The 25,284-nt window shown below is 61.9% G+C and carries 25 protein-coding genes and 2 tRNA genes; 24 read left to right on the forward strand and 3 right to left on the reverse strand.

The window, feature by feature from the left end; genetic code table 11:
- Window positions 1–96 precede the first annotated feature (96 nt).
- From DTPSY_RS04270 to DTPSY_RS04285, 4 genes are all read left to right on the forward strand, one after another.
- On the forward strand, window positions 97–990 hold the full coding sequence (locus tag DTPSY_RS04270) for a YicC/YloC family endoribonuclease (RefSeq protein WP_041838961.1): 894 nt from the start codon (window positions 97–99) through the stop codon (window positions 988–990).
- A gap of 36 nt (window positions 991–1,026) precedes the next feature.
- Complete coding sequence (gmk, locus tag DTPSY_RS04275) at window positions 1,027–1,647, forward strand: guanylate kinase (RefSeq protein ID WP_011804388.1); 621 nt, start codon at window positions 1,027–1,029, stop codon at window positions 1,645–1,647.
- A gap of 15 nt (window positions 1,648–1,662) precedes the next feature.
- Window positions 1,663–1,866, forward strand: coding sequence for a DNA-directed RNA polymerase subunit omega (gene rpoZ / locus DTPSY_RS04280; protein ID WP_011804389.1), 204 nt, complete (start codon window positions 1,663–1,665; stop codon window positions 1,864–1,866).
- Window positions 1,867–1,967: 101 nt separating this feature from the next.
- A complete protein-coding gene (locus DTPSY_RS04285; RefSeq protein ID WP_015912603.1) occupies window positions 1,968–4,232 on the forward strand; it encodes a RelA/SpoT family protein in 2,265 nt (754 codons plus the stop codon).
- Window positions 4,233–4,245: 13 nt separating this feature from the next.
- Here DTPSY_RS04285 and greB read toward each other — a convergent pair whose 3' ends face one another.
- The 3 genes from greB to DTPSY_RS04300 all read right to left on the reverse strand — a co-directional run bounded on the left by greB (window position 4,246) and on the right by DTPSY_RS04300 (window position 5,380).
- Window positions 4,246–4,806: a transcription elongation factor GreB gene (gene greB, locus DTPSY_RS04290; RefSeq protein WP_015912604.1), complete on the reverse strand. Its 561-nt coding sequence runs from the start codon at window positions 4,804–4,806 to the stop codon at window positions 4,246–4,248.
- A 78-nt stretch (window positions 4,807–4,884) separates the two neighbouring features.
- Window positions 4,885–4,961 (reverse strand) — tRNA-Arg (locus DTPSY_RS04295).
- Between the two features lie 146 nt (window positions 4,962–5,107).
- The gene (locus tag DTPSY_RS04300) at window positions 5,108–5,380 is read right to left on the reverse strand and encodes a hypothetical protein (protein WP_015912605.1); all 273 of its coding nucleotides are present in this window, start codon (window positions 5,378–5,380) and stop codon (window positions 5,108–5,110) included.
- 248 nt (window positions 5,381–5,628) lie between these two features.
- Here DTPSY_RS04300 and rpsO point away from each other — a divergent pair, with 248 nt between their 5' ends.
- The 20 genes from rpsO (at window position 5,629) to nuoN (ending at window position 25,281) form a co-directional block, all read left to right on the forward strand.
- Window positions 5,629–5,895, forward strand: a complete 267-nt coding sequence (gene rpsO / locus DTPSY_RS04305; protein ID WP_011804393.1) for a 30S ribosomal protein S15 — start codon at window positions 5,629–5,631, stop codon at window positions 5,893–5,895.
- Window positions 5,896–6,110: 215 nt separating this feature from the next.
- Entirely contained in the window at window positions 6,111–8,294 is a 2,184-nt protein-coding gene (pnp, locus tag DTPSY_RS04310) for a polyribonucleotide nucleotidyltransferase (RefSeq protein WP_015912606.1), read from the forward strand.
- A 99-nt stretch (window positions 8,295–8,393) separates the two neighbouring features.
- Complete coding sequence (locus DTPSY_RS04315; protein ID WP_015912607.1) at window positions 8,394–9,398, forward strand: NAD(P)H-quinone oxidoreductase; 1,005 nt, start codon at window positions 8,394–8,396, stop codon at window positions 9,396–9,398.
- Window positions 9,386–10,147, forward strand: coding sequence for a triose-phosphate isomerase (gene tpiA, locus DTPSY_RS04320; protein WP_238526569.1), 762 nt, complete (start codon window positions 9,386–9,388; stop codon window positions 10,145–10,147). Before DTPSY_RS04315 ends, tpiA begins: the two co-directional genes overlap by 13 nt.
- A 38-nt stretch (window positions 10,148–10,185) precedes the next feature.
- Window positions 10,186–10,566 carry a preprotein translocase subunit SecG gene (gene secG, locus DTPSY_RS04325; RefSeq protein ID WP_015912609.1) on the forward strand — a complete coding sequence of 127 codons (381 nt, stop codon included), beginning with the start codon at window positions 10,186–10,188 and terminating at the stop codon, window positions 10,564–10,566.
- Window positions 10,567–10,694: 128 nt separating this feature from the next.
- Window positions 10,695–10,779, forward strand: a tRNA-Leu gene (locus tag DTPSY_RS04330).
- A gap of 76 nt (window positions 10,780–10,855) precedes the next feature.
- A complete protein-coding gene (locus DTPSY_RS04335) occupies window positions 10,856–11,215 on the forward strand; it encodes an NADH-quinone oxidoreductase subunit A (RefSeq protein ID WP_015912610.1) in 360 nt (119 codons plus the stop codon).
- Between the two features lie 24 nt (window positions 11,216–11,239).
- Complete coding sequence (locus DTPSY_RS04340) at window positions 11,240–11,719, forward strand: NuoB/complex I 20 kDa subunit family protein (RefSeq protein ID WP_011804399.1); 480 nt, start codon at window positions 11,240–11,242, stop codon at window positions 11,717–11,719.
- 10 nt (window positions 11,720–11,729) lie between these two features.
- Entirely contained in the window at window positions 11,730–12,338 is a 609-nt protein-coding gene (locus DTPSY_RS04345; RefSeq protein WP_015912611.1) for an NADH-quinone oxidoreductase subunit C, read from the forward strand.
- A gap of 26 nt (window positions 12,339–12,364) precedes the next feature.
- On the forward strand, window positions 12,365–13,618 hold the full coding sequence (locus DTPSY_RS04350) for an NADH-quinone oxidoreductase subunit D (RefSeq protein WP_011804401.1): 1,254 nt from the start codon (window positions 12,365–12,367) through the stop codon (window positions 13,616–13,618).
- Complete coding sequence (gene nuoE, locus DTPSY_RS04355; RefSeq protein WP_011804402.1) at window positions 13,615–14,106, forward strand: NADH-quinone oxidoreductase subunit NuoE; 492 nt, start codon at window positions 13,615–13,617, stop codon at window positions 14,104–14,106. The genes DTPSY_RS04350 and nuoE overlap by 4 nt, the downstream gene beginning before the upstream one ends.
- Window positions 14,103–15,464: an NADH-quinone oxidoreductase subunit NuoF gene (gene nuoF, locus DTPSY_RS04360; RefSeq protein WP_015912612.1), complete on the forward strand. Its 1,362-nt coding sequence runs from the start codon at window positions 14,103–14,105 to the stop codon at window positions 15,462–15,464. The genes nuoE and nuoF overlap by 4 nt, the downstream gene beginning before the upstream one ends.
- Window positions 15,465–15,479: 15 nt before the next feature.
- On the forward strand, window positions 15,480–17,612 hold the full coding sequence (gene nuoG, locus DTPSY_RS04365) for an NADH-quinone oxidoreductase subunit NuoG (RefSeq protein ID WP_015912613.1): 2,133 nt from the start codon (window positions 15,480–15,482) through the stop codon (window positions 17,610–17,612).
- Window positions 17,609–18,685 (forward strand): NADH-quinone oxidoreductase subunit NuoH, encoded by a 1,077-nt coding sequence (nuoH, locus tag DTPSY_RS04370; protein ID WP_015912614.1) that lies wholly within the window; start codon window positions 17,609–17,611, stop codon window positions 18,683–18,685. The genes nuoG and nuoH overlap by 4 nt, the downstream gene beginning before the upstream one ends.
- A gap of 12 nt (window positions 18,686–18,697) precedes the next feature.
- Entirely contained in the window at window positions 18,698–19,210 is a 513-nt protein-coding gene (gene nuoI, locus DTPSY_RS04375) for an NADH-quinone oxidoreductase subunit NuoI (protein ID WP_015912615.1), read from the forward strand.
- Window positions 19,211–19,254: 44 nt separating this feature from the next.
- Entirely contained in the window at window positions 19,255–19,920 is a 666-nt protein-coding gene (locus DTPSY_RS04380) for an NADH-quinone oxidoreductase subunit J (RefSeq protein WP_015912616.1), read from the forward strand.
- Entirely contained in the window at window positions 19,917–20,225 is a 309-nt protein-coding gene (nuoK, locus tag DTPSY_RS04385) for an NADH-quinone oxidoreductase subunit NuoK (protein ID WP_015912617.1), read from the forward strand. The genes DTPSY_RS04380 and nuoK overlap by 4 nt, the downstream gene beginning before the upstream one ends.
- 33 nt (window positions 20,226–20,258) lie before the next feature.
- On the forward strand, window positions 20,259–22,274 hold the full coding sequence (gene nuoL / locus DTPSY_RS04390; RefSeq protein ID WP_015912618.1) for an NADH-quinone oxidoreductase subunit L: 2,016 nt from the start codon (window positions 20,259–20,261) through the stop codon (window positions 22,272–22,274).
- Between the two features lie 13 nt (window positions 22,275–22,287).
- Window positions 22,288–23,763, forward strand: coding sequence for an NADH-quinone oxidoreductase subunit M (locus DTPSY_RS04395; protein WP_015912619.1), 1,476 nt, complete (start codon window positions 22,288–22,290; stop codon window positions 23,761–23,763).
- 24 nt (window positions 23,764–23,787) lie between these two features.
- Window positions 23,788–25,281 (forward strand): NADH-quinone oxidoreductase subunit NuoN, encoded by a 1,494-nt coding sequence (nuoN, locus tag DTPSY_RS04400; RefSeq protein ID WP_015912620.1) that lies wholly within the window; start codon window positions 23,788–23,790, stop codon window positions 25,279–25,281.
- Window positions 25,282–25,284: the final 3 nt, after the last annotated feature.

Here is a 25,284-nt window from a genome sequence, read left to right on the forward strand (position 1 = left end):
AGGAAGCGAAGGCAGTCGTGGGCGCGGGTGGGGAACCCGGATAATCGCTGGATCGCAAGCAACCAACCACCGAAAAGTCCAATGGCAGTTTACAGCATGACCGGATACGCCAGCGCGCAGCGCGGCGTGGCTACTGCAGGGGACGACAAGGACGGGCCCGTACGGCGCCTGGGCCTGGAAATACGTGCGGTCAACAGCCGCTTTCTGGACCTGTCTTTCCGCCTGTCCGATGAACTGCGCGCCCAGGAGCCGGCGCTGCGAGCCCTGCTCACGCAGCGCCTCAAGCGCGGCAAGGTCGAGGTGCGCGCTTTCGTGGACAACGACGACTCCGCCGCGCTCGCCGAGCCATCCCCGCGCATCTTGCAACGGGTAGGCGCGGTGCAGGATGCAGTGCGTTCGTGGCTGCCCGACGCCAGGCCGCTGTCGGTGGCCGACGCGCTGCGCTTGTGCGCCAATGCCGGTGCTCCTGCGCTGGACTGGAGCGAAACGGCAGCGCGCGCGGCCGAGCAGGCGCTGGACGACCTGGTTGCCGCGCGCCAACGCGAGGGCGAACGCCTGGCCGCCATGCTGCAGGAGCGCATCGCGCAGTTGCGCGAGCTGGCCCGCCAGGCGGTGCCGCTGGTTCCGCAGCTCGTGGAGCAGCAGCGCCAGCGCTTCATGGAGCGCTGGAAGGAGGCCATGTCGCTGGCCGAAGGCGCGGTGGTGCCCGAAGCGGCCCAGGACCGCGCCCTGACCGAGGCCACGGCCTTTGCCATCCGCATCGACGTCGCGGAAGAAGTCACGCGGCTGCAGTCGCACCTGGACGAGATTGCCCGCCTGCTCAAAAAAGGCGGCGAGGTCGGCAAGCGGCTGGATTTTCTGATCCAGGAACTGCACCGTGAAGCCAACACGCTGGGCTCCAAGTCGGCTGCCATGGACCTCACGCGCATCAGCGTGGACATGAAGGTGCTGATCGAGCAGATGCGCGAGCAAGTGCAGAACATCGAGTGATAATCCTGTTTTGATAGCGGCTCACGCACACTCCATATGGACTATCCCGGAAATTTGTTTGTAGTCTCTGCCCCCAGCGGGGCGGGTAAATCCAGCTTGGTCAAGGCCCTGCTGGAGCTGGACTCGCATGTGCAGCCCTCCGTGTCGCACACGACCCGCGCGCCGCGCGGGCAGGAAAAGCACGGCCGCGAGTACTTCTTCGCTTCCGAGCAGGAGTTCGACGCGATGGTGGCGGCTAACGGCTTCGTCGAGTGGGCGAACGTCCATGGACGCCGTTATGGAACCTCCCGCAAGGTGATCGAGGAGCGCGTGGCCCAGGGGGCGGACGTGGTCTTGGAAATCGACTTTCAGGGCGCGCTGCAGATCAAGCAGGCCTTCGCGAACGCCGTGCTGGTCTTTGTGCTGCCGCCCAGCTGGGACGAGTTGCGCGCCCGGCTGGAACGCCGGGGCGAAGATGCGCCCGACGTGATTGACCTACGCCTGGAGAACGCGGCAGAGGAAATGGCGCAGGCCAGCAAATTCGACTTCGTTATAATCAATGAGGTCTTTGAGCGAGCGCTTTTCGACCTGAAAACCATCGTTCATGCCCAGCGTCTCAAGTACGCCGCCCAGCGCCGCGCCCGGGCCGAAACCTTCGAGTCGCTCAATATTCCCTGATCCCTGGAGAACACCATGGCCCGCATTACCGTGGAAGACTGCCTCGAGCAGATTCCCAACCGTTTTCAACTGGTGCTCGCCGCCACCTACCGTGCCCGCATGCTCAGCCAGGGCCACGCCCCCAAGATCGAGAGCCGCAACAAGCCAGCCGTGACGGCACTGCGCGAAATCGCCGCTGGCAAGGTCGGCCTGGAAATGCTCAAGAAGGTTCCGGGCTGAGCGATCGTCAGCCTCCGGTGATCCCGGTAAAAGAGCACCGCGTGGCGGTGCTTTTTTTTGCCTGCGCTTGCCGCTCGGGCGGGGCGCGCTACATTTAAGCCATGAACGTCGTGTTGAACAAGGCAGCTGTTGACAATCCGCAGGTCGTCCCTGTGGCGGTTGACAGTTCTTCTGCTGCGGCCGCCAACGCCGCGGCGGCGAGCTTTGCTGCGCTGCTGGAAAAACTCGACTACCTTGACGAAGCCAGCATCGAGCAGGTGCGCCAGGCGTACCGTTACGCCGATGAAGCGCACTTGGGGCAGTTGCGCAGCAGTGGCGAGCCCTACATCACGCACCCGATTGCCGTGGCGGCGCTGTGCGCGAGCTGGAAGTTGGATGTCCAGGCCCTCATGGCAGCCTTGCTGCACGACGCCATGGAAGATTGCGGCATCACCAAGTCCGATCTCATCGACCGGTTTGGTGCGCCTGTGGCGGAACTGGTGGATGGTCTCACCAAACTCGATAAGCTGCAGTTCAATACCCGTGAGGAGAACCAGGCCGAGTCGTTTCGCAAGATGCTGCTGGCCATGGCGCGCGACGTGCGCGTCATCCTCATCAAGCTGGCGGACCGCACGCACAATATGCGCACGCTCTCCGACATGCCGCGCAGCAAGTGGGGCCGCATTTCGTCGGAGACGCTGGAGATCTATGCGCCCATCGCGCATCGATTGGGGCTGAACCAGACCTACCGCGAACTGCAGGACCTCGCCTTTCGCCACCTGCATCCATGGCGCTATGCCACGCTGTCCAAAGCGGTCACGAAGTCGCGCAACCGACGCCGCGACATCGTGCAGAAGGTGCAGACGGAAGTGGATGCCGCATTTGCGCGGCTGGGCATGCACGTGCGGCTGGCGGGACGTGAGAAGACACTCTTTGCGATCTACCAGAAGATGATCACCAAGCACCTGAGCTTTGCGCAGGTGACGGATCTCTATGGCTTCCGTGTCATCGTGCATTCGGTGACGGACTGCTATACCGCCTTGGGTGTGTTGCACCAGATGTACAAACCGGTGCCCGGCAAGTTCAAGGACCATATCGCCATTGGCAAGCTCAATGGCTATCAGTCGCTGCATACGACGCTGGTGGGACCTGCTGGCCTGAACATCGAGTTTCAGGTTCGCACCGAGGAAATGCACATCGTGGCGGAAGCGGGTGTGGCGGCGCACTGGCTCTACAAGGCGAAAGATGCGGATGGCGCGGTGGCAGAACGCCTGGGCACCAAATGGCTGCAGTCCTTGCTCGACATCCAGAATGAAACGCGCGACGCGGCCGAATTCTGGGACCACGTCAAGGTGGACCTGTTCCCAGATGCCGTCTATGTCTTCACGCCCAAGAGCCAGATCATGGCCTTGCCCCGCGGAGCCACTGCGGTGGACTTTGCCTATGCGATCCACAGCGACGTGGGCGACCGCACCACGGCGGCGCGCATCAACAACGAACAGGTGCCCCTGCGCACCGAACTCAAGAACGGGGATGTGGTGGAAATCATTACCACACAGGGCGCCCGGCCCAACCCGGCTTGGCTGGGGTTCGTGCGCACAGGGCGTGCGCGTTCCAAGATTCGCCACTATCTCAAGACGCTGGCGCAGAACGAGTCGGCGGGCCTGGGCGAGAAACTGCTGACCCAGGCGCTGCGCGCCGAGGGCATCGAACAACTGCCTGACGTGCAGACCCAAGCGCCCATTTGGGAAAAACTGCTGCGCTTTACGGGCAATCGCAGCCGCGCGGAACTCATGACCGATGTGGGACTGGGCAAGCGCATTGCCGGCATCGTGGCCAAGCGCCTGGTCGTGTTGCTATCGGAAGATGGCCAGCGGCCGGATGCATTGCTGCTGACCCGCGAGCGCTACAGCTCCCATGAAACAGTCTCGCAAGGGAGCATCACCCTCGACGGCAGCGAGAATGCATCTGTTCAATATGCAGCGTGTTGCCGCCCGGTGCCGGGTGACCCCATCGTGGGATACCTGGGCCGCGGCGAGGGCCTGGTGGTCCATCACGCGCAATGCGGGGTAGCCAAGAAACTGCAGCACAAAGATGGCGAGCGCTTCATTGCCGTCGACTGGTCCGATGAGCCTACCCGCCAATTCGAGACCGGTATCACCGTGACCGTGACCAATGGCAAGGGGGTACTGGCTCGCATCGCATCCGAATTTGCCAACTCAGAGGCAGATATCGTCCGTGTGGACATGGACGATGCGATGGACACCACTGATCTGCGTTTTGTGGCAGCGGTGCGTGATCAACACCATGTAGAGGCCGTGTTGCGCAATCTGCGCCGCACGCATTCCGTATTGCGAGCGTTCCGCGTGCTTCCCCAGCCCGCTTGAGGGCCTGGGTTCGTCACCGAGGCGCCGCGACAGGGTATTCGACACGCAGGATTTCCAGGGTACGTAGGCCGGCGGGAGTCTGCAGGGTCACTTCGTCTCCCTCCCGGGCTTTGAGCAGCGCGCGTGCCACGGGAGAAATCCAGCTGATCTGCTGCAGGCTGTTGTCGGCTTCGTCAATGCCCAGAATCGTCACCGTGCGCTCCACACCGTCCTCCTCGGCGTAGGTGACCGTGGCGCCGAAGAAGACTTGGTCACTACCCGTGTGTACCGATGGGTCCACGACATCCGCGATTTCCAACCGTTTCGTCAGGAAACGGATGCGCCTGTCGATCTCACGCAGCCTTTTCTTGCCGTACAGGTAGTCGCCGTTCTCCGAGCGGTCTCCGTTGCTGGCGGCCCAATGGACAATTTCTACCACCTTGGGGCGCTCATCATCGATAAGGTCCAGCAACTCGCGGCGAAGGCGCGCATATCCCTGGGGTGTGATGTAGTTCTTGCTGGCCCCCACGGGCGCTTGCGGGGGGAGGGACGGTTCGTCGTCGGTATCTGTTTCCTTGGTGAATGCCTTGCTCATATGCTTATCGTGCCTGAAAGGGAGCAAATGCCAAAAACGAAAAAGCCCTGGAACCTTGCAGTTCCAGGGCTTACCGTTTGGTGCGGCTGGCAGGAATCGAACCCACGACCCCTTGGTTCGTAGCCAAGTACTCTATCCAGCTGAGCTACAGCCGCTAAGTTTTGAATTATAGCACGAAGTTTTCAAGCTATATCAAAAATCGTCACTGGCTAACTAACTAACTCAGTCGATCAGCGCATTGTGACGATGGCGTGATTGTAGCGGAGTTTTCGCCCGGTTTTGCGAAATCGCTCGATGTTGCTCACTTGCGTGTGTAGCCCAGGCAGGCGCCTGCGTTGGGCATGCCCTTGCACTCCCGGTAGAGGCGCCGGTCGCGTTCTGCCTGGCTTTCGCCGGAATGGTTCTGCGTGTGCTTGATCCGGATGGCTTTGGACCTCTTCGAAGCGCTGGCTGCCTTCTCGGGTGTGGCTGCGGCATGGCTGTGAAGTGACGCAAAGGACAACAAGAGCGCGGCAACGCCGACACCCACTGGCAGGGAAAGAGACCGGCGGACAAACGTATCCATGAAGCGCATAGTGGTCTTTCAAAAAGGGGTTGCAACGTTTTGCAGTACGGTTTGCATCATGCCCGAAAGCCCGTTGCACAGGGGTTGGGCGGCGGCGAAGAAGTGGAGGAAAAGCGCAGCGGTATAATCGCAAGGTTTTGCATGGTGCAAGACGCACGCTGTCGACCCTTCCAGTCGCGGCGCAAGTACAACCAGAGCCATAGGCAGTTGGTGCAGCAATGCGGCTGCCTGCTTGGGCTCTTCTATCAAGGAAAAACATGATCGCATCATCCGTCAAGGCCGAAGTCGTCAAGGCCAATGCCCGTTCCGCCAACGATACGGGCAGCCCGGAAGTCCAGGTGGCACTGCTCACCGCCCGCATCAACGAGCTGACTCCTCACTTCAAGCAGCATGCCAAGGACCATCATGGCCGCCGTGGTCTGCTGCGCATGGTGAGCCGTCGTCGCAAGCTGCTGGACTACCTCAAGGCCAAGGACGCCGACCGTTACACGGCACTGATCGCCAAGCTGGGCCTGCGCAAGTAAGCGCGCCGGCATGCCGAGACGCCTGGGTTAGCTCTGTCTAGCTCAGGCGTTTTTTACTTCGGAGACGCAACTGCAGAGCGAAGCTGTGTCATTCCAGGGGCCTTGCCTTCCGATGGGCAGGGCAGGGTCGCTGGAATGGCATCGTGTTCTGAATTGCGCTCCAAGCCTTGCTGGCACTGTGCTGCCAGCTATTATTTTGAGAGCAAGGAGTCACTATGAGCATTTTTAACAAGGTTACCAAGTCGTTCCAGTGGGGTGACAAGACCGTTGTCATGGAAACGGGTGAGATCGCCCGGCAGGCCTCAGGCGCCGTGCTGGTGAACATTGACGACACCGTGGTGCTCGCTACCGTGGTGGGGTCCAAGCAGGCCAAGCCTGGCCAGGACTTCTTCCCGCTGACGGTGGACTACATCGAGAAGACCTACGCCGCCGGCAAGATCCCCGGCAGCTTCTTCAAGCGCGAGGCCAAGCCCAGCGAGTTGGAGACGCTGACCAGCCGCCTGATCGATCGCCCCATCCGCCCGCTGTTCCCCGAGGGCTTCTACAACGAGGTGCATGTGGTCATCCACACCATCTCGCTGAACCCCGAAGTGGACGCTGACATCGCCGCCATGATCGCCGTGAGCGCAGCGCTGTCCGTTTCCGGTATTCCGTTCAATGGCCCCATCGGCGCCGCACGCGTGGGCTACGTCAATGGCGAATACGTGCTGAACCCCGGGCAGACCGCGCGCAAGAGCTCGCAGCTGGACCTGGTGGTGGCGGGCACCGAGGCCGCTGTGCTGATGGTGGAGTCCGAAGCGCAGCAGTTGTCCGAAGAGATCATGCTGGGCGCCGTGGTGTTCGGCCACGAGCAGGGCAAGGTGGCGATCAACGCCATCCATGAGCTGGTGCGCGACGCTGGCAAGCCCGTGTGGGACTGGCAGCCGCCTGCCAAGGACGAGACTTTCATCGCCAAGGTCACGGCCCTGGCAGAGGACAAGCTGCGCGCGGCTTACCAGATCCGCAGCAAGCAGGCCCGCACCCAGGCCTTGCGCGAGGCATCGGCCTCGGTGCTGGAATCGCTGAAGGGCGAGGGCGTGGAGTTCGACGCCGTGAAGGTCGAGGCCCTGCTGTTCGACATCGAAGCCAAGATCGTGCGCAGCCAGATCCTGGCCGGCGAGCCCCGCATCGACGGCCGCGACACGCGCACCGTGCGCCCCATCGAGATCCGCAACTCCGTGCTGCCCCGCACCCACGGCTCCGCCCTGTTCACGCGTGGCGAGACCCAGGCGCTGGTGGTGTCCACGCTGGGCACCGAGCGCGATGCGCAGCGCATCGACGCACTGGCCGGCGAGTTCGAAGACCGTTTCATCTTCCACTACAACATGCCTCCCTTCGCCACGGGTGAAGTGGGCCGCATGGGCTCGACCAAGCGCCGCGAAATCGGCCACGGCCGTCTGGCCAAGCGCGCCCTGGTGGCCTGCCTGCCGAGCAAGGACGAGTTCCCCTACACCATCCGCGTGGTGTCGGAGATCACCGAATCCAACGGCTCCTCGTCCATGGCATCGGTCTGCGGCGGCTGCCTGTCGCTGATGGATGCCGGCGTGCCCATGAAGGCGCACGTGGCCGGTATCGCCATGGGCTTGATCAAGGAAGACAACCGCTTCGCCGTGCTGACCGACATCCTGGGCGATGAGGACCACCTGGGCGACATGGACTTCAAGGTGGCCGGTACGACCAACGGCATCACCGCCCTGCAGATGGACATCAAGATCCAGGGCATCACCAAGGAAATCATGCAGGTCGCCCTGGCGCAGGCCAAGGAAGCACGTATGCACATCCTGGGCAAGATGCAGGAAGCCATGGGTGAAGCCAAGACCGAGATCTCATCCTTCGCGCCCAAGCTCTACACGATGAAGATCAACCCCGAGAAGATCCGCGACGTGATCGGCAAGGGCGGCGCCACGATCCGTGCCCTGACGGACGAGACCGGCTGCCAGATCAACATCGAGGAAGACGGCACCATCACCATCGCAGCCACCGAGGCTGCCAAGGCTGATGAAGCCAAGCGCCGCATCGAAGAGATCACGGCCGAGGTTGAAGTGGGCAAGGTCTACGAAGGCCCGGTCACCAAGATCCTGGACTTCGGCGCGTTGATCAACCTGCTGCCCGGCAAGGACGGCCTGCTGCACATCAGCCAGATCGCCCACGAGCGTGTGGAAAAGGTGGGCGACTACCTGCAGGAAGGTCAGGTCGTGAAGGTCAAGGTGCTGGAGACCGACGACAAGGGCCGCGTCAAGCTGTCCATGAAGGCGCTGGCTGACCGCCCCGCTGGCGACAGCGGCCGTCCCGCCCCTGCGGAGCGGGGCGAGCGTCGTGAGCGCCGTGATGGCGGTGCTTCCGAGCAACAGCAGCAGTAAGCCGGGGGTGTTCCTTCGGGAATACCTGTTTGCTATTGAAATGAGAGCTGCTAACGCCCGATGGACGGGCGCTAGCGGCTCAAATGATTCAAAACTGCCATGAATGACGTGATGCAGGCCGTAGAGATTGCGGCGTTTGGCCCGCCTGAGGGGCTGCGTCTCGCCGAGCGCCCGGTGCCGCAGCCGGGAGACGGCGAGTTGTTGATCCGCGTGGCGGCCAGCGGGGTGAACCGCCCCGACGTGCTGCAGCGCAAGGGCAACTACGCGCCACCCGCGGGCGTCTCCGATCTGCCGGGGCTGGAAGTGGCGGGCGTTGTCGAGTCCGGCGATGCCGCCGCCATGGCGCAGGCGGGCCTTCGCGTGGGCGACCGGGTGTGCGCTTTGGTTGCGGGCGGCGGTTATGCGCAGTGGTGCGTCGCGCCTGTTGCGCAATGCCTGCCGGTGCCGCAGGGCTTGAGCGACGTGGAGGCGGCCTCGCTGCCGGAAACCTTCTTTACCGTCTGGAGCAATGTGTTCGACCGCGGCCGCCTGCAGGCGGGAGAGGTCCTGCTGGTGCAGGGCGGCAGTAGCGGCATTGGCGTTACGGCTATTCAGTTGGCGCGTGCACGCGGCGCCACGGTCATCGTCACGGCGGGTTCGGACGAAAAGTGCGCAGCCTGCCTGGCGCTGGGTGCGCACCACGCGATCAACTACAAGACACAGGACTTCGTGGCCGAGGCGCGGCGCCTTACCGATGGGCGCGGCGTGGACGTAGTGCTGGACATGGTGGCCGGCTCCTACGTGGCGCGCGAGGTTGAGTGTCTGGCCGAGGACGGCCGCGTGGTCATCATCGCGGTGCAGGGCGGGCTGGATGCGCAGTTCAATGCGGGGCTGGTGCTGCGCAGGCGGCTGACCATCACGGGCTCCACGCTGAGGCCGCGTCCCGTGGCGTTCAAGGGCGCCATTGCGCAGGCATTGCGTGAGCATGTTTGGCCGCTGCTGGCGTCGGGCGCGGTGAAGCCGGTCATCCACAGCACCTTCCCGGCCGCGCAGGCCGCGCAGGCGCATGCGCTCATGGAATCCAACCAGCACGTGGGCAAGATTGTTTTGACATGGACGACATGACACAGAAAAAGAAACTCATTGCCGGCAACTGGAAGATGAACGGTAGCCTGCAGGCGAATGCGGTGCTGCTGCAGGCATTGCGCGATGGCTTGGGCGCGCCCGGCTGTGGCGTGGCGGTGGCCGTGCCAGCGCCCTACCTGGCGCAGGTGCAGGCCTTGGTCGCGGGCAGCGAAATCGCTCTGGCTGCCCAGGATGTATCGCAACATGAAACGGGCGCGTTCACCGGCGAGGTCTCTGTGAGTATGTTGCGCGACTTTGGTGCACGCTACGCGCTTGTGGGGCACTCCGAGCGTCGCCAATACCATGGCGAAACCGATGCCGTGGTCGCGGCCAAGGCCCAGCGGGCGCTCTCGGGCGGCGTCACGCCGATCGTATGCGTGGGAGAAACTCTGGCCGAGCGCGAGGCGGGCCAGACCGAGACCGTCGTCAAGCGCCAACTGGCGGCTGTAATCCATGCCGTGGGGCACTGCGTGAGCGAGATCGTGGTGGCCTACGAGCCTGTCTGGGCCATCGGCACCGGCCGCACGGCAACGCCAGAGCAGGCGCAGCAGGTGCATGCGGTGCTGCGCGCTCAGCTCGCCGCCGCGACCGAGAGCGCGGACCGCGTGCTCATCCTGTATGGCGGCAGCATGAATGCTGCCAACGCAGCCGAACTGCTGGCGCAGCCGGATATCGATGGGGGCCTGGTGGGCGGTGCGTCGCTCAAGGCCGCGGATTTCTTGAAAATTATCGCTGCAGCGCATAGCTGACAAGCGCTGGTAGCTATTAAATTAGGAGTGATGGGATTATGGGACTGGTTGTGAACGTGATTCTGGCGGTGCAGATGCTGACCGCCCTCGGGATGATTGGGTTGATCCTGATCCAGCACGGTAAGGGTGCGGACATGGGGGCAGCCTTCGGTAGTGGCAGTTCCGGCAGCTTGTTTGGGGCCAGCGGCAGCGCCAACTTCCTTTCGCGCACCACGGCGGTCCTGGCGACGGTGTTCTTCGTGGCAACCCTGGCATTGGCATACTTTGGCAACCAGCGTCCGGTGAGCACTGGTAGTGTTCTGGAGACGCCCGCAGCCGCTGTCCCCGCCTCGACGGCGCCTGCGGTCGATGCCTCTGCGGCAGCTCCAGCGCCGGCGGTGGAGCCTGCCTCCGGCGCCGCTCAGATCCCGACCAAGTGAACGTTTGAGGCGTCGCAAAAAAACGCCTCATCCGTTTGTGACAGGGTTTTTCCGGGGTAGAATCCCAGATTGTCTGGAAAGCCAAAACCGTTATTTCCGGTCCTCATGCCATCCAGATGCATACAGCAGCCGTCGTGGTGAAATTGGTAGACACGCTATCTTGAGGGGGTAGTGGCGAAAGCTGTGCGAGTTCGAGTCTCGCCGACGGCACCAATCACAAGAAGCCGCCTCCCTGGTCCGCGTTGCGGGGCATGCGAGGCGGTTTTTCAGCGGTGAGCACATCTGCCAGATGAACCTCGATCAATACCTCCCTGTCCTATTGTTCATTCTGGTCGGCATCGGTGTCGGTGTGGTGCCGCTTCTTCTGGGCTATGTGCTTGGCCCCAATCGCCCGGACGCGGCGAAAAACTCCCCCTATGAGTGCGGCTTCGAGGCATTTGAAGACGCGCGTATGAAGTTTGACGTGCGCTACTACCTGGTGGCCATCCTCTTCATTCTGTTCGACCTGGAAATTGCCTTCCTCTTCCCTTGGGCGGTGACTCTGCAAGAGGTGGGGGTGACGGGGTTTGTCGCTGTGCTGGTTTTCCTGGCCATCCTCGTGGTGGGCTTTGCCTACGAATGGAAAAAAGGCGCCCTCAACTGGGAATGAGCCGCCGCTCAAAGGAATGACGCAATGATTGAAGGTGTGATGAAGGAAGGCTTCATCACCACGAGTTATGACTCCGTGGTGAACTGGGCCAAGACCGGATCCCTTTGGCCCATGACCTTCGGACTGGCCTGCTGCGCTGTCGAGATGATGCATGCTGCCGCCGCACGTTATGACCTGGGGCGTTTTGGCGCGGAAGTGTTCCGGGCGAGCCCGCGACAGTCGGACCTGATGATCGTGGCCGGCACGCTGTGCAACAAGATGGCGCCCGCTCTGCGCAAGGTGTACGACCAAATGGCCGAGCCGCGCTGGGTCATCTCCATGGGCTCTTGTGCCAACGGCGGGGGCTACTACCACTACAGCTATTCGGTGGTGCGTGGCTGTGATCGCATCGTCCCTGTGGATGTGTACGTTCCCGGTTGTCCTCCGACGGCCGAGGCGCTGATCTACGGGATCATTCAGCTGCAACAGAAGATCCGCCGCACCCACACCATTGCGCGCGCCTGAAGGGACGAAGATGACTGCTATTGCCATTCACCCTGAGAGCCTGCGGGACGTGGTTGCCTCCGCTCTGGGTGACCGCGTGCGCCAGATCTCGGTGGCGCTGGATGAGGTGACCGTGGTGGTGTCCGCTGCGCGCTATCTCGAAGCCATGCAAATCCTGCGCGATGCGCCCGATTGCAAGTTCGAGCAATTGATTGATCTGTGCGGCGTCGACTATTCTGCCTATGGCGCCACGGGCTCGGAAGGACCGCGCTACGCCGTGGTTTCCCATTTGCTCTCCGTTTCCCTCAACCAGCGGTTGCGCGTGAAGGTGTTCTGCTCCGACGACGACTTTCCCATCGTCGCCTCGGTTACCGACATCTGGAACTCGGCCAACTGGTTTGAGCGCGAGGCATTCGATCTGTTCGGCATCGTGTTTGACGGGCACAACGATCTGCGCCGCATCCTGACCGATTACGGATTCATCGGCCACCCGTTCCGCAAGGACTTCCCCTTGTCCGGCCATGTCGAGATGCGCTATGACGCCGACCAGCGTCGCGTGATCTATGAGCCCGTGACCATCGAGCCGCGCGAAGTGACGCCGCGCATCATCCGCGAAGACAAGTACGGAGGCCTGCACTGAGGCGGCATGCCGCTTGGTGATCGACCATGGCTGAAATCAAGAACTACTCCCTGAACTTCGGACCGCAGCACCCGGCAGCACACGGCGTGCTGCGCTTGGTGCTGGAACTGGATGGCGAGGTCGTACAACGGGCCGACCCGCACATCGGGCTGTTGCACCGTGCCACCGAAAAGCTGGCAGAGCACAAGACCTACATCCAGTCCTTGCCCTACATGGACCGTCTCGATTACGTGTCCATGATGTGCAACGAGCAGGCCTACTGCTTGGCCATCGAGAAGATGCTGGGCATCGAGGTGCCACTGCGCGCGAAGTACATCCGAACGATGTTCGGCGAAATCACGCGCCTGCTGAACCACCTGATGTGGCTGGGTTCGCACGGTAACGACTGCGGCAGCTCCACGATCCTCATCTATACCTTCCGTGAGCGGGAGGACTTGTTCGACATGTACGAGGCCGTTTCTGGCGCTCGCATGCACGCGGCCTACTTCCGTCCGGGAGGCGTGTACCGGGACCTGCCGGACAGCATGGCCCAGTACAAGGTCAGCAAGATCAAGAACGCCAAGGCTATCGAGGAGCTCAACCGTAACCGCCAGGGTTCGCTGCTGGATTTCATCGACGATTTCACGCAGCGCTTCCCCAAGTGCGTAGACGAGTATGAGACCCTGCTGACAGACAACCGGATCTGGAAGCAGCGTACGGTGGGTATCGGCGTGGTGCCGGCTGAGCGCGCGTTGAACCTGGGCATGACCGGCCCGATGCTGCGCGGCTCGGGCATTGCATGGGACCTGCGCAAGAAGCAACCCTACGACGCCTATGACCGCGTGGACTTCGATGTGCCGGTCGGGGTCACGGGCGATAGCTATGACCGCTATCTCGTTCGCGTGCAAGAGATGCGCGAGTCCAATCGCATCATCAAGCAGTGCGTCGATTGGCTCAGGGCCAACCCCGGCCCCGTCATCACGGACAACCACAAGATCGCGCCGCCCTCGCGCGAGGCCATGAAGTCCAACATGGAAGAGCTGATCCACCATTTCAAGCTCTTCACGGAAGGCTTCCGCGTGCCGGCGGGCGAGGCTTACGCGGCCGTTGAGCACCCCAAGGGGGAGTTCGGTATCTACATGGTGAGCGACGGTGCGAACAAGCCCTACCGCCTGAAGATCCGCGCACCCGGGTTCGCGCATCTGGCCACACTCGACGAAATGGCGCGGGGCCACATGCTGGCCGACGCCGTGGCCATCATCGGCACCATGGATATCGTGTTCGGAGAGATTGACCGATGATTACCGAAGCGACCAAGCAACGTTTTGCCCGCGAAGTGGCGAAATACCCCGCAGACCAGAAACAGTCGGCGGTGATGGCGTGCCTGTCCATCGTCCAGCAGGAACAGGGCTGGGTCAGCGCCGAGAGCGAGGCCGTGATCGCCGAGTACCTGGGCATGCCCCAGATCGCCGTGCATGAGGTCACCACGTTCTACAACATGTACAACCAGCAGCCGGTGGGCAAGTACAAGCTGGCCGTCTGCACCAATTTGCCGTGTCAGCTGCGCCGTGGGCAGGATGCGCTGCACCACCTTGAGAAGAAGCTGGGCATTTCCATGGGCGAAACCACCGCCGATGGCCTTTTCACCTTGCAGCAATGCGAATGCCTGGGGGCCTGCGCCGACGCGCCCGTGATGCTGGTCAATGACCGCAACATGTGCAGTTTCATGGACGACGACAAGCTCGACCAGATGGTGGATGGCCTGCGCGCTGCGGAGGGCAAACAATGACCACGGCTGCACAAGTGCTGTCGCAGTTTCAGGCGACGGGCGTACAGACCTGCTTCCATGACCGCCATATCAATCCGCAGATCTATGCGGGCTTGAACGGCAGCAACTGGAGCCTCAAGGATTACGAGGCCCGGGGAGGCTACCAGGCCCTGCGCAAGCTGCTGGGCAAGGATGGTGGTGAAGGCCTGACCCAGGACCAGGTGATCGCCACCATGAAGGAATCCGGTCTGCGCGGCCGTGGTGGTGCGGGCTTCCCGACTGGCCTGAAGTGGAGCTTCATGCCGCGTCAGTTCCCTGGCCAGAAATACTTGGTCTGCAATTCCGACGAGGGGGAGCCGGGCACGTGCAAGGATCGCGACATCCTGATGTACAACCCGCACATCGTGATCGAGGGCATGATCATCGCGGCCTACGCGATGGGCATCTCTGTGGGCTACAACTACATCCACGGCGAGATCTTCCAGGTCTACGAGCGCTTTGAAGCGGCGTTGGAAGAGGCGCGCGCTGCAGGCTATCTGGGTGACAACATCCTGGGCAGCAGCTTCAGCTTCCAACTGCATGCGCACCATGGCTTTGGGGCGTATATCTGCGGTGAGGAAACCGCGTTGCTGGAATCGCTGGAAGGCAAGAAGGGCCAGCCGCGCTTCAAGCCGCCATTCCCGGCCAGCTTTGGCCTGTACGGCAAACCCACCACGATCAACAACACCGAGACGTTCGCCGCGGTGCCGTGGATCATCCGCAATGGCGGTCAGGCTTACCTTGAGTGCGGCAAGCCCAACAACGGCGGCACCAAGATCTTCTCGGTGTCCGGCGACGTAGAGCGTCCAGGCAACTATGAAGTGCCCTTGGGCACGCCATTTGCCAAGCTGCTGGAACTGGCGGGTGGCGTGCGCAAGGGTCGCCAGCTCAAGGCGGTGATTCCGGGTGGTTCTTCCGCTCCCGTGTTGCCGGCGTCCATCATCATGGAATGCACGATGGACTACGACTCCATCGCCAAGGCCGGCTCCATGCTGGGCTCGGGCGCCGTGATCGTGATGGACGATTCCCGCAACATGGTGGAGAGCCTGCTGCGTCTGTCGTATTTCTACGCGCATGAATCCTGCGGTCAGTGCACACCCTGCCGCGAAGGCACGGGCTGGATGTGGCGCGTGATCAATCGTATCCAGCACGAAGCCGGGCGGGAGAGCGATCTGGACCTGCTCAATTCCGTCGCGGACAACATTCAGGGCCGGACCATCTGCGCGCTGGGCGATGCGGCAGCCATGCCGGTGCGCGCCATGCTCAAGCATTTCCGTCCGGAGTTTGAAGCGCTGATCCGAAACGCCCACCCATCGGGTTCCACCCCCGCCAGCGCCTGAACGCGAGTACAGCATATGGTTGAAATCGAACTGGACGGGAAGAAGGTAGAAGTCACCGAAGGCTGCATGGTGATGCATGCGGCCGAGAAGGTGGGTACCTACATTCCCCATTTCTGCTACCACAAGAAGCTTTCCATTGCCGCCAATTGCCGCATGTGCCTGGTGGAGGTGGAGAAGGCCCCCAAGCCCCTACCCGCATGCGCCACACCCGTGACGCAGGGCATGATCGTGCGCACCAAGAGCGACAAGGCGATCAAGGCCCAGCAGTCGGTGATGGAGTTCCTGCTCATCAATCACCCGCTGGACTGCCCCATCTGTGACCAGGGCGGCGAATGCCAGTTGCAGGATCTGGCCGTAGGTTATGGCGGCGATTCCTCGCGCTACGGCGAGGAAAAGCGCGTGGTGGCGCACAAGGACGTGGGCCCACTGATCTCCATGGAAGAGATGACCCGCTGCATCCATTGCACGCGTTGCGTTCGTTTCGGCCAGGAAATCGCAGGCGTGATGGAACTCGGCATGGTGAACCGCGGCGAGCATTCGGAGATCACGACCGTGATCGGCGATACCGTCGACTCGGAACTGTCGGGCAACATGATCGACCTGTGCCCGGTGGGGGCGCTGACCAGCAAGCCCTTCCGCTACAGCGCCCGCACGTGGGAACTGTCTCGCCGCAAATCCGTGAGTCCGCACGACTCCACGGGCGCCAATCTCATTGTGCAGGTCAAGAACCACAAGGTCATGCGCGTCGTCCCGTTCGAGAACGAGGATGTCAACGAGTGCTGGATTGCTGATCGCGACCGTTTTTCCTATGAGGCATTGAATTCCCCCGACCGCCTGACACGTCCGATGCTCAAACAGGGCGGGGAGTGGAAGGAAGTCGATTGGCAGACGGCTCTGGAATATGTGGCCAACGGTCTGCGGTGCGTCAAAACCGAGCACGGCGCCCAGAGCATCGGAGCGCTGGTAAGCCCGCACAGCACAGTAGAAGAGTTGTTCCTGGCCGGCGCGCTGATGCGCGGGTTGGGTAGCGACAACATCGACCACCGTCTGCGCCATGCGGAGTTCGGCAAGGCCGAAGGTGTGCGCTGGCTGGGGACGTCCATCGCATCCCTGAGCACGCTGCAGTCCGTGTTGGTCGTTGGCTCGAATCTGCGCAAGGACCATCCCTTGTTTGCACAGCGAATTCGGCAGGCAGCGCGCCATGGGTGTGCGGTAAGCGCTATTAATTCAGTAGCAAATGATTGGGCTATTCCGAATGTCCGCACCAAGCTGGCCCCAGCGGCCGGCTGGAGCACGGCGCTGGCGGAAGTCGCAGCCGCCATCGCTGCAGAGAAGGGCGTGGCTGCCCCCGTGCAAGGGGCTGCCACCAGCGAAGAAGCCCGGGCCATTGCTGCTGCATTGCTGACGGGGGAGCGCAAAGCCATTCTGCTGGGCAATGGTGCTGCCCATCATGCCCAAGCGTCGAGCCTGCTGGCGCTGGCGCAGTGGATCGGTGCCCAGACCGGAGCGACGGTGGGTTACCTGACGGAGGCCGCCAATACGGTCGGTGCGCAGTTCGTGGGTGCGCAACCCCAAGAGGGCGGGCTGAACGCTGCACAAATGCTGGATGGCCGCCTGAAGGCAGCCCTGCTGCTGAATGTGGAGCCTGAGCACGACTCCGCCCTGGGTGCTGCAGCGGCTCAGGCTTTGGCGCAGACCGACATGGTCGTCACGCTGAGCCCGTTCAAGACCAACCTCGAGTTCAGCGACGTGCTGCTGCCGATCGCTCCGTTCTCCGAGACCTCGGGCAGTTTCGTCAACGCCGAAGGGCGCCTGCAGAGCTTCCATGCCGTGGTCAAGCCGGCCGGTGAGGCGCGTCCTGCGTGGAAGGTATTGCGCGTGCTGGGCAATCTGCTCGGCCTGGAAGGCATGGACTACGAGACGTCCCAGGACGTGCTGGTCCGTGCGACCGGCAAGCCCGCAGGTGAGTGCACGCAGCTGCCGGCGGAGCGCCTGAGCAACGCCACATCGGCCGAGCCGAAGCTGGGCGGCGAGTGTGCTGAACCCGTCGTGGCAGCCATCTATCAGCTCGACAGCCTGGTGCGCCGCGCACCGTCGCTGCAACTGACTGCCGACGCGCGCGCGGCACGTGAAGGAGTCGCCGCATGATCGATGCAATCTACAACGGCGGCCTCAATCTGGTTGCGGCCGGATGGTGGACCGGGGTGGCTTGGCCCGTACTCTGGATCCTGGTCAAGATCGTCTGCATCGTGGGTCCCCTGATGGGTGCCGTGGCCTACCTGACGCTGTGGGAGCGCAAGCTGCTGGGCTTCATGCAGGTGCGCATGGGGCCCAACCGCGTGGGCCCCTTCGGTTTGCTGCAACCTCTGGCTGACGGTCTGAAATTGCTCTCGAAGGAGTTGATCCAGCCCACGGCCGCGGCCAAGGGCTTGTTCTACCTCGGCCCGGTCATGGCCATCATGCCTGCCCTGGCGGCCTGGGTGGCGATTCCCTTCGGACCCGATGTAGCGCTGGCCAACGTCAATGCGGGTCTGTTGCTGATCATGGCCATCACCTCCATCGAGGTCTACGGCGTGATCATTGCGGGGTGGGCGTCCAACTCCAAGTACGCCTTTCTGGGCGCGCTGCGTGCGTCTGCGCAGATGGTGAGCTACGAAATTGCCATGGGTTTCTGCTTCCTGGTCGTCATCATGGTATCGGGCAGCATGAACCTGACCGAGATCGTGCTGGGCCAAGGGCAGGGCACGATGGCGGCCATGGGCCTGAACTTCCTGTCGTGGAATTGGCTGCCCCTGCTGCCCATCTTCTTGGTCTACCTGATCTCGGGCGTGGCCGAAGTGAACCGCCACCCGTTTGACGTGGTGGAAGGTGAGGCGGAAATCGTCGCCGGTCACATGGTCGAGTATTCAGGCATGGGTTTCGCCATCTTCTTCCTGGCCGAATACGCCAGCATGTGGCTGGTTTCCATCCTGGCGGTGGTGATGTTCCTGGGCGGCTGGCTGCCGCCGATCGAAGCCCTGGGCTTCGTTCCGGGCTGGATCTGGCTGGGCATCAAGACGTTCCTGGTGGTATCCATGTTCATCTGGATTCGCGCCACGTTCCCGCGCTTCCGCTATGACCAGATCATGCGTCTGGGTTGGAAGATCTTTATTCCGGTCACGCTGGTATGGCTGTTGATCGTGGGCGCCTGGTTGCTGTCGCCCTGGAACATCTGGAAATAAGCGGGGACATCCATGGCTGCTGTTGCTGCTCCTGCATCCTTTTCAATCAAGGATTTCTTCAAGAGCTTCATGCTCTGGGAACTGGCGAAGGGCATGGCCCTGACCGGTCGCTATACCTTCCGTCGCAAGGTCACTGTGCAGTTCCCCGAGGAGAAGACACCGTTGTCGCCGCGCTTTCGCGGCCTGCACGCGCTGCGCCGTTATGACAACGGCGAAGAGCGCTGCATTGCCTGCAAGCTGTGCGAAGCGGTGTGCCCGGCGCTGGCGATCACCATCGAGTCCGACGTGCGTGAGGACGGTTCGCGCCGTACCACCCGTTATGACATCGACCTGACCAAGTGCATTTTTTGTGGCTTTTGCGAAGAGAGCTGCCCGGTGGATTCCATTGTGGAAACGCAGATCTTCGAATACCACGGCGAGAAGCGCGGTGATCTGTACTTCACCAAGGACATGCTGCTGGCCGTGGGCGACCGCTACGAGCCCGAGATCGCAGCCGCCAAGGCGGCGGACGCCAAGTACCGTTGATCGGGTTGCCTCACCGCACCTGACTTTTTGAAAAGACCCGATTCATGGACGCCAAAACCGGTTTCTTCTACTTGTTCTCGGTAGTGCTGCTGTACGCGGCCTTCCGGGTCATCACGGCGCGCAACCCCGTGCATGCCGTGCTGCATCTGATTCTTGCCTTCTCGCAGGCCGCCGGCGTGTGGTTTCTGCTGAAGGCGGAATTCCTCGCCATCACGCTGGTGCTCGTCTACCTGGGCGCCGTGATGGTGCTGTTCCTCTTTGTCGTGATGATGCTGGACATCCGCATCGATACCGTGCGACGCGGTTTCTGGAAGCACTTTCCTTTGGCGGCATTCATCGGTGCCCTGGTGGCATTCGAGATGGCCGCTGTGCTCATGACTGGTTTTCGCGGCATCGAAGAGCCCAAGGCCGTTGAAGTGCTGGTGAATGCTGCGGGGCAGGTGGTGCCTTACTCGAACACCAAAGCCTTGGGCAAACTGCTCTACACAGAGTACCTGTACCCCGTTGAAGTGGCTGCGGTGATCCTGCTGGTGGCCATGATTGCAGCCATCGCCCTGACCTTGCGCCAGCGCAAGGACTCCAAGGCCATTGACCCTTCGGAGCAGGTGCGCGTGCGTGCCCGTGATCGCCTTGTCATGGTCCAGTTGCCCGTCACGCAGCAGGCCGCTGCGCCAGCAGTCCCCGAGTCTGCAGAGGAGAAGAAGCAATGACATTGACTCTGGGTCACTTTCTCTCGCTAGGCGCCATGCTGTTCGCCCTGGCGGTGATTGGCATCTTCCTGAACCGTAAGAACCTCATCGTCCTGCTCATGGCGATCGAGCTGATGCTGCTCGCGGTCAACATCAACTTCGTGGCGTTTTCTCATTACCTGGGCGATATGCACGGTCAGGTATTCGTGTTCTTCATCCTCACGGTGGCGGCTGCTGAGTCCGCCATTGGCCTGGCCATCCTGGTGCTGCTGTTCCGTAACAAGACCAGCATTGATGCGGAAGATCTCAACACCCTCAAGGGTTGATGGGTCGCCCCGGTACTTGCAAGGTTCTCAAGAATGAGTCAAACCCTTTCTGCTTCGACGCTGCTGGCGGTGCCCCTGGCGCCGCTCGTCGGCTCCGTGCTTGCGGGCATCTTTGGCACGGCCTTCGGCGGCAACTGGTTCGGTCGCCGTGCTTCCCATTCGCTCACCATCCTGGGGGTGTTGGTCGCCTTCGTGCTCTCGGCGATGACGCTCAAGAGCGTGGCTGTGGATGGCGCCCGTTTCAACGAGACCATCTATACGTGGATGGTGGTGGGCGGTCTGAAGATGGAGGTGGGCTTCCTCATCGACAGCCTTACCGCCATGATGATGTGCGTGGTGACCTTCGTCTCCTTGATGGTGCACATCTACACCATCGGCTACATGGAGGAGGACGAAGGCTATAACCGTTTCTTTGCCTACATCTCGCTGTTCACGTTCTCCATGCTCATGCTTGTCATGAGCAACAACCTGCTGCAACTGTTTTTTGGCTGGGAGGCGGTGGGCTTGGTGTCCTACCTGCTGATCGGCTTCTGGTTCAACAAACAGTCGGCGATCTTCGCCAACATGAAGGCCTTTCTGGTCAACCGCGTCGGCGACTTCGGCTTCATCCTTGGCATTGGCTTGATCGCTGCCTACGCGGGCACCTTCAACTACAGCGAGATCTTCGCCAAGTCGGGCGAACTGGGCGCGATTGGCTTCCCCGGCACCGACTGGATGCTGATCACCGTGATCTGCATCTGCCTGTTCATCGGCGCGATGGGCAAGTCTGCTCAGTTCCCGCTGCACGTGTGGCTGCCCGACTCGATGGAAGGCCCGACACCGATTTCGGCGCTGATTCACGCGGCCACCATGGTGACGGCCGGCATTTTCATGGTGTCGCGCATGTCGCCGCTGTTTGAGTTGTCGGATACCGCGCTGAACTTCATTCTGGTGATCGGCGCGATCACCGCACTGTTCATGGGTTTCCTGGGCATCATCCAGAACGACATCAAGCGGGTGGTGGCGTATTCCACGCTGTCGCAGCTGGGTTACATGACCGTCGCCCTGGGCGCATCGGCCTATTCGGTGGCCGTCTTCCACCTGATGACGCATGCGTTCTTCAAGGCCTTGCTGTTCCTGGGCGCCGGCTCGGTGATCATGGGCATGCACCACAACCAGGACATCCGCTGGATGGGAGGCGTGCGCAAATACATGCCTATCACTTGGATTACCTCGCTGTTGGGATCTCTGGCCCTGATCGGCACGCCGCTGTTCTCAGGCTTCTATTCCAAGGACAGCATCATCGAGGCGGTGCATGCCAGCACGCTGCCGGCTGCGGGCTTCGCCCATTTCGCCGTACTGGCCGGCGTGTTCGTGACGGCGTTCTACTCCTTCCGTATGTATTTCCTTGTGTTCCACGGCAAGGAACGCTACGACCAGAATCCCGATGCGCACCACGGCGACCACCATGGCCACGATGACCATCATGAGCCGCATGAGTCCCCGTGGGTGGTGACCGTGCCGCTGATTCTGTTGGCCATTCCCTCCGTACTGATCGGCTTCATGACCATCCAGCCGATGCTGTTTGGCGATTTCTTCAAGGACGTGATCTTCGTGGACGCCGCCAAGCACCCCGCGATGGCGGAACTGGCGGAGATCTTCCACGGTCCGTTGGCCATGGCTCTGCACGGCCTGCAGACGGCACCGTTCTGGCTGGCACTGGCTGGCGTCGCGATGGCGTACTACATGTACATGGTCAACCCGGCGCTGCCCGCGGCCATCAAGCGTATGTTCCAGCCGATCTATACCTTGTTCGAAAACAAGTACTACCTCGACTGGATCAACGAGAACATCATCGCGCGTGGTGCCCGCGGCTTGGGCATTGCCCTGTGGAAGGGCGGCGACCAAGGCGTGATCGACGGGGCCCTCGTGAACGGCTCGTGGAAGCTCGTGGGACGTATCGCAGGCCTGGTGCGCTGGCTCCAGTCGGGCTATGTCTACCACTATGCGCTGGTGATGATCCTGGGTGTGTTCGCGCTCATGACTTATTTCGTCTGGCTCAACAAGTAGGAGAAAAAAGAAAATGGGTTTGTTGAGTCTTGCCATCTGGGTGCCCATTGCCTTCGGCACCCTCCTGCTGGCCTTGGGGCGCGACGAGCATGCACGCATGGTCCGCTGGCTGGCGCTCATCGGCGCGCTGCTGGGTTTGGCTGTCACGCTCCCGCTCATGGGCGGCTTCGACAACGGCAGCGCGGCTGCGCAGTTTGTCGAAAAGTCCATGTGGATCGAGCGCTTCAACGTCTACTACCACCTGGGTGTGGACGGCATCGCTTTCTGGTTCGTGCCGCTGACGGCGTTCATCACCGTCATCGTCGTGATTGCCTCCTGGGAATCGATCACCGAGCGGGTGAATCAGTACATGGGCGCGTTCCTGATCCTTTCGGGTCTGATGGTCGGCGTCTTCAGCGCCATGGACGGCATGTTGTTCTACGTGTTCTTCGAGGCCACGCTGATCCCGATGTACCTGATCATCGGTATCTGGGGCGGGCCGAACAAGATTTACGCGGCTTTCAAGTTTTTCCTGTACACGCTGCTGGGCTCGCTGCTCACGCTGATTGCGTTCATCTACCTGTACAACCAGTCGGGCGGCAGCTTTGACATCGCTACGTGGCACAAGCTGCCCCTGTCGGCGACCGCGCAAACCCTGCTGTTCTTTGCCTTCTTCGCGGCGTTTGCCGTGAAGGTGCCTATGTGGCCGGTGCATACCTGGCTGCCCGATGTGCACGTGGAAGCGCCCACGGGCGGCTCCGCAGTGCTGGCCGCCATCATGCTGAAGCTGGGCGCGTATGGTTTCCTGCGCTTCTCGCTGCCGATCGCACCAGACGCTTCGCGCGAATGGGCGTGGCTGATGATCACCCTGTCGCTGGTGGCTGTGATCTACGTGGGGCTGGTGGCCATGGTGCAAAAGGACATGAAGAAACTCGTGGCCTACTCGTCGGTTGCGCACATGGGCTTTGTCACGCTGGGCTTCTTCGTCTTCAATGACATGGGTGTCTCGGGTGGCCTGGTCCAGATGATTGCGCACGGCTTCGTGTCCGGCGCCATGTTCCTGTGCATTGGCGTGCTGTACGACCGCGTGCATTCGCGCGAGATCGCTTCCTATGGCGGCGTGGTCAACACCATGCCCAAGTTCGCGGCCTTTGCGCTGCTGTTCACCATGGCCAATTGCGGGCTGCCGGCTACGGCGGGCTTCGTCGGTGAATGGATGGTCATCATCGCCGCCGTGAAGTTCGACTTTTGGGTCGGCCTTGGCGCGGCGTTGGCGTTGATCCTGGGCGCCAGCTATTCGCTGTGGATGTACAAGCGCGTCTATCTGGGCCCCGTCACGAACGACAACGTGCGCGGCCTGACGGATATTGGCGGACGGGAATTCCTTGTGCTGGGATTGCTGGCGATTGCCGTGCTGTACATGGGCGTCTATCCCAAGCCCTTCACGGACGTGATGGATGTGTCCGTGGCAGAGTTGCTCAAGCATGTGGCGCAATCCAAGCTCAACTGACCAGACTGAACCGAGAGATACGAGATGATTGACAACATCAGCTGGCTGGCGATTTATCCCGAGATCGTGCTGCTGGTCATGGCTTGCGTGATTGCCCTGGTGGATCTGGGCGTCAGCAGCGCGCGCCGCACGGGAACCTACGTGCTCACCATGCTCACCCTGGCGGTGGTTGCCGCGCTCCAGGCCATGTACGCGAGCAGTGGCAACACCTTCTATGCCTGGGGCAACATGGTGGTCAGCGATGCCATGGGCAATTGGCTCAAGTGCTTCGCGACCGTGGCCGTGATGGTTTTGCTCGTCTATGGCCGTCCCTATGCCGCGGACCGCGACATGCTGCGTGGTGGTGAGTTGTTCACGCTGACCATGCTCGCTCTGCTGGGGATGTTTGTGCTGATCTCGGCCAACAACTTCCTGCTGATCTATCTGGGCCTGGAACTGCTCACGCTCTCCAGCTATGCCCTGGTGGCCCTGCGGCGCGACAACACCACGGCCACCGAGGCCGCGATGAAGTATTTCGTACTGGGCGCCATGGCCAGCGGCTTCCTGCTGTATGGCCTGTCCATGCTCTACGGCGCCACCGGTTCGCTGGACATCGGCCAGGTATTCAAGGCCATCAACGCGGGGCAGATCCGTCACCAAGTACTGGTGTTCGGCCTGGTGTTCGTGGTCGCCGGGCTGGCTTTCAAGATGGGCGTGGTTCCGTTCCATATGTGGGTGCCAGACGTCTACCAGGGCGCGCCCACGGCCGTGACGCTGTTCATCGGCAGCGCACCCAAGCTGGCCGCGTTCGCCATGACCATCCGCCTGCTGGTGGACGGCCTGTTGCCGCTGGCCATCGACTGGCAGCAGATGCTTGCGGTACTGGCCATCGGGTCGCTGCTGGTGGGTAACCTGGCTGCGATCATGCAGACCAATCTCAAGCGCATGCTGGCGTACTCGACGATCTCGCAGATGGCATTCGTGCTACTGGGCCTGATGTCGGGTGTGGTGCATGGCAACGTGGACGCCACCGCTGTGGAGAACGCCTACAGCTCCGCCATGTTCTACGTGGTGACCTATGTGCTCACCACGTTGGCGGCCTTCGGTGTGATCCTGCTGTTGGCGCGCGAAGGTTTTGAAAGCGAAGAAATTTCCGACCTGGCCGGTCTGAACCAGCGCAGCCCGCTGTACGCAGGCGTGATGGCCGTGTGTCTGTTCTCGATGGCCGGCATTCCGCCGCTGGTCGGTTTCTATGCCAAGCTGGCCGTGCTGCAAGCGCTGGTCGCGTCCGGGCAGGTACTGCACATCGCCTTGGCGGTATTCGCCGTCATGATGTCGTTGATCGGCGCGTTTTACTACCTGCGCGTGGTGAAGGTGATGTACTTCGACGCACCATTGACTGCTACCAGCGTGTCCGCACCGTTGGACGTGCGTGTGGTGCTGACCATCAATGGCGCTCTGGTCCTGGTCCTGGGATTGCTGCCGGGTGGGCTGATGGCCCTGTGCGCCGATGCCATCGTGCGCGCCCTCGCCACCTGACCG

The organism is [Acidovorax] ebreus TPSY, assembly GCF_000022305.1.
In the GTDB taxonomy this organism is placed as follows: Bacteria; Pseudomonadota; Gammaproteobacteria; order Burkholderiales; family Burkholderiaceae_C; genus Diaphorobacter; species Diaphorobacter nitroreducens.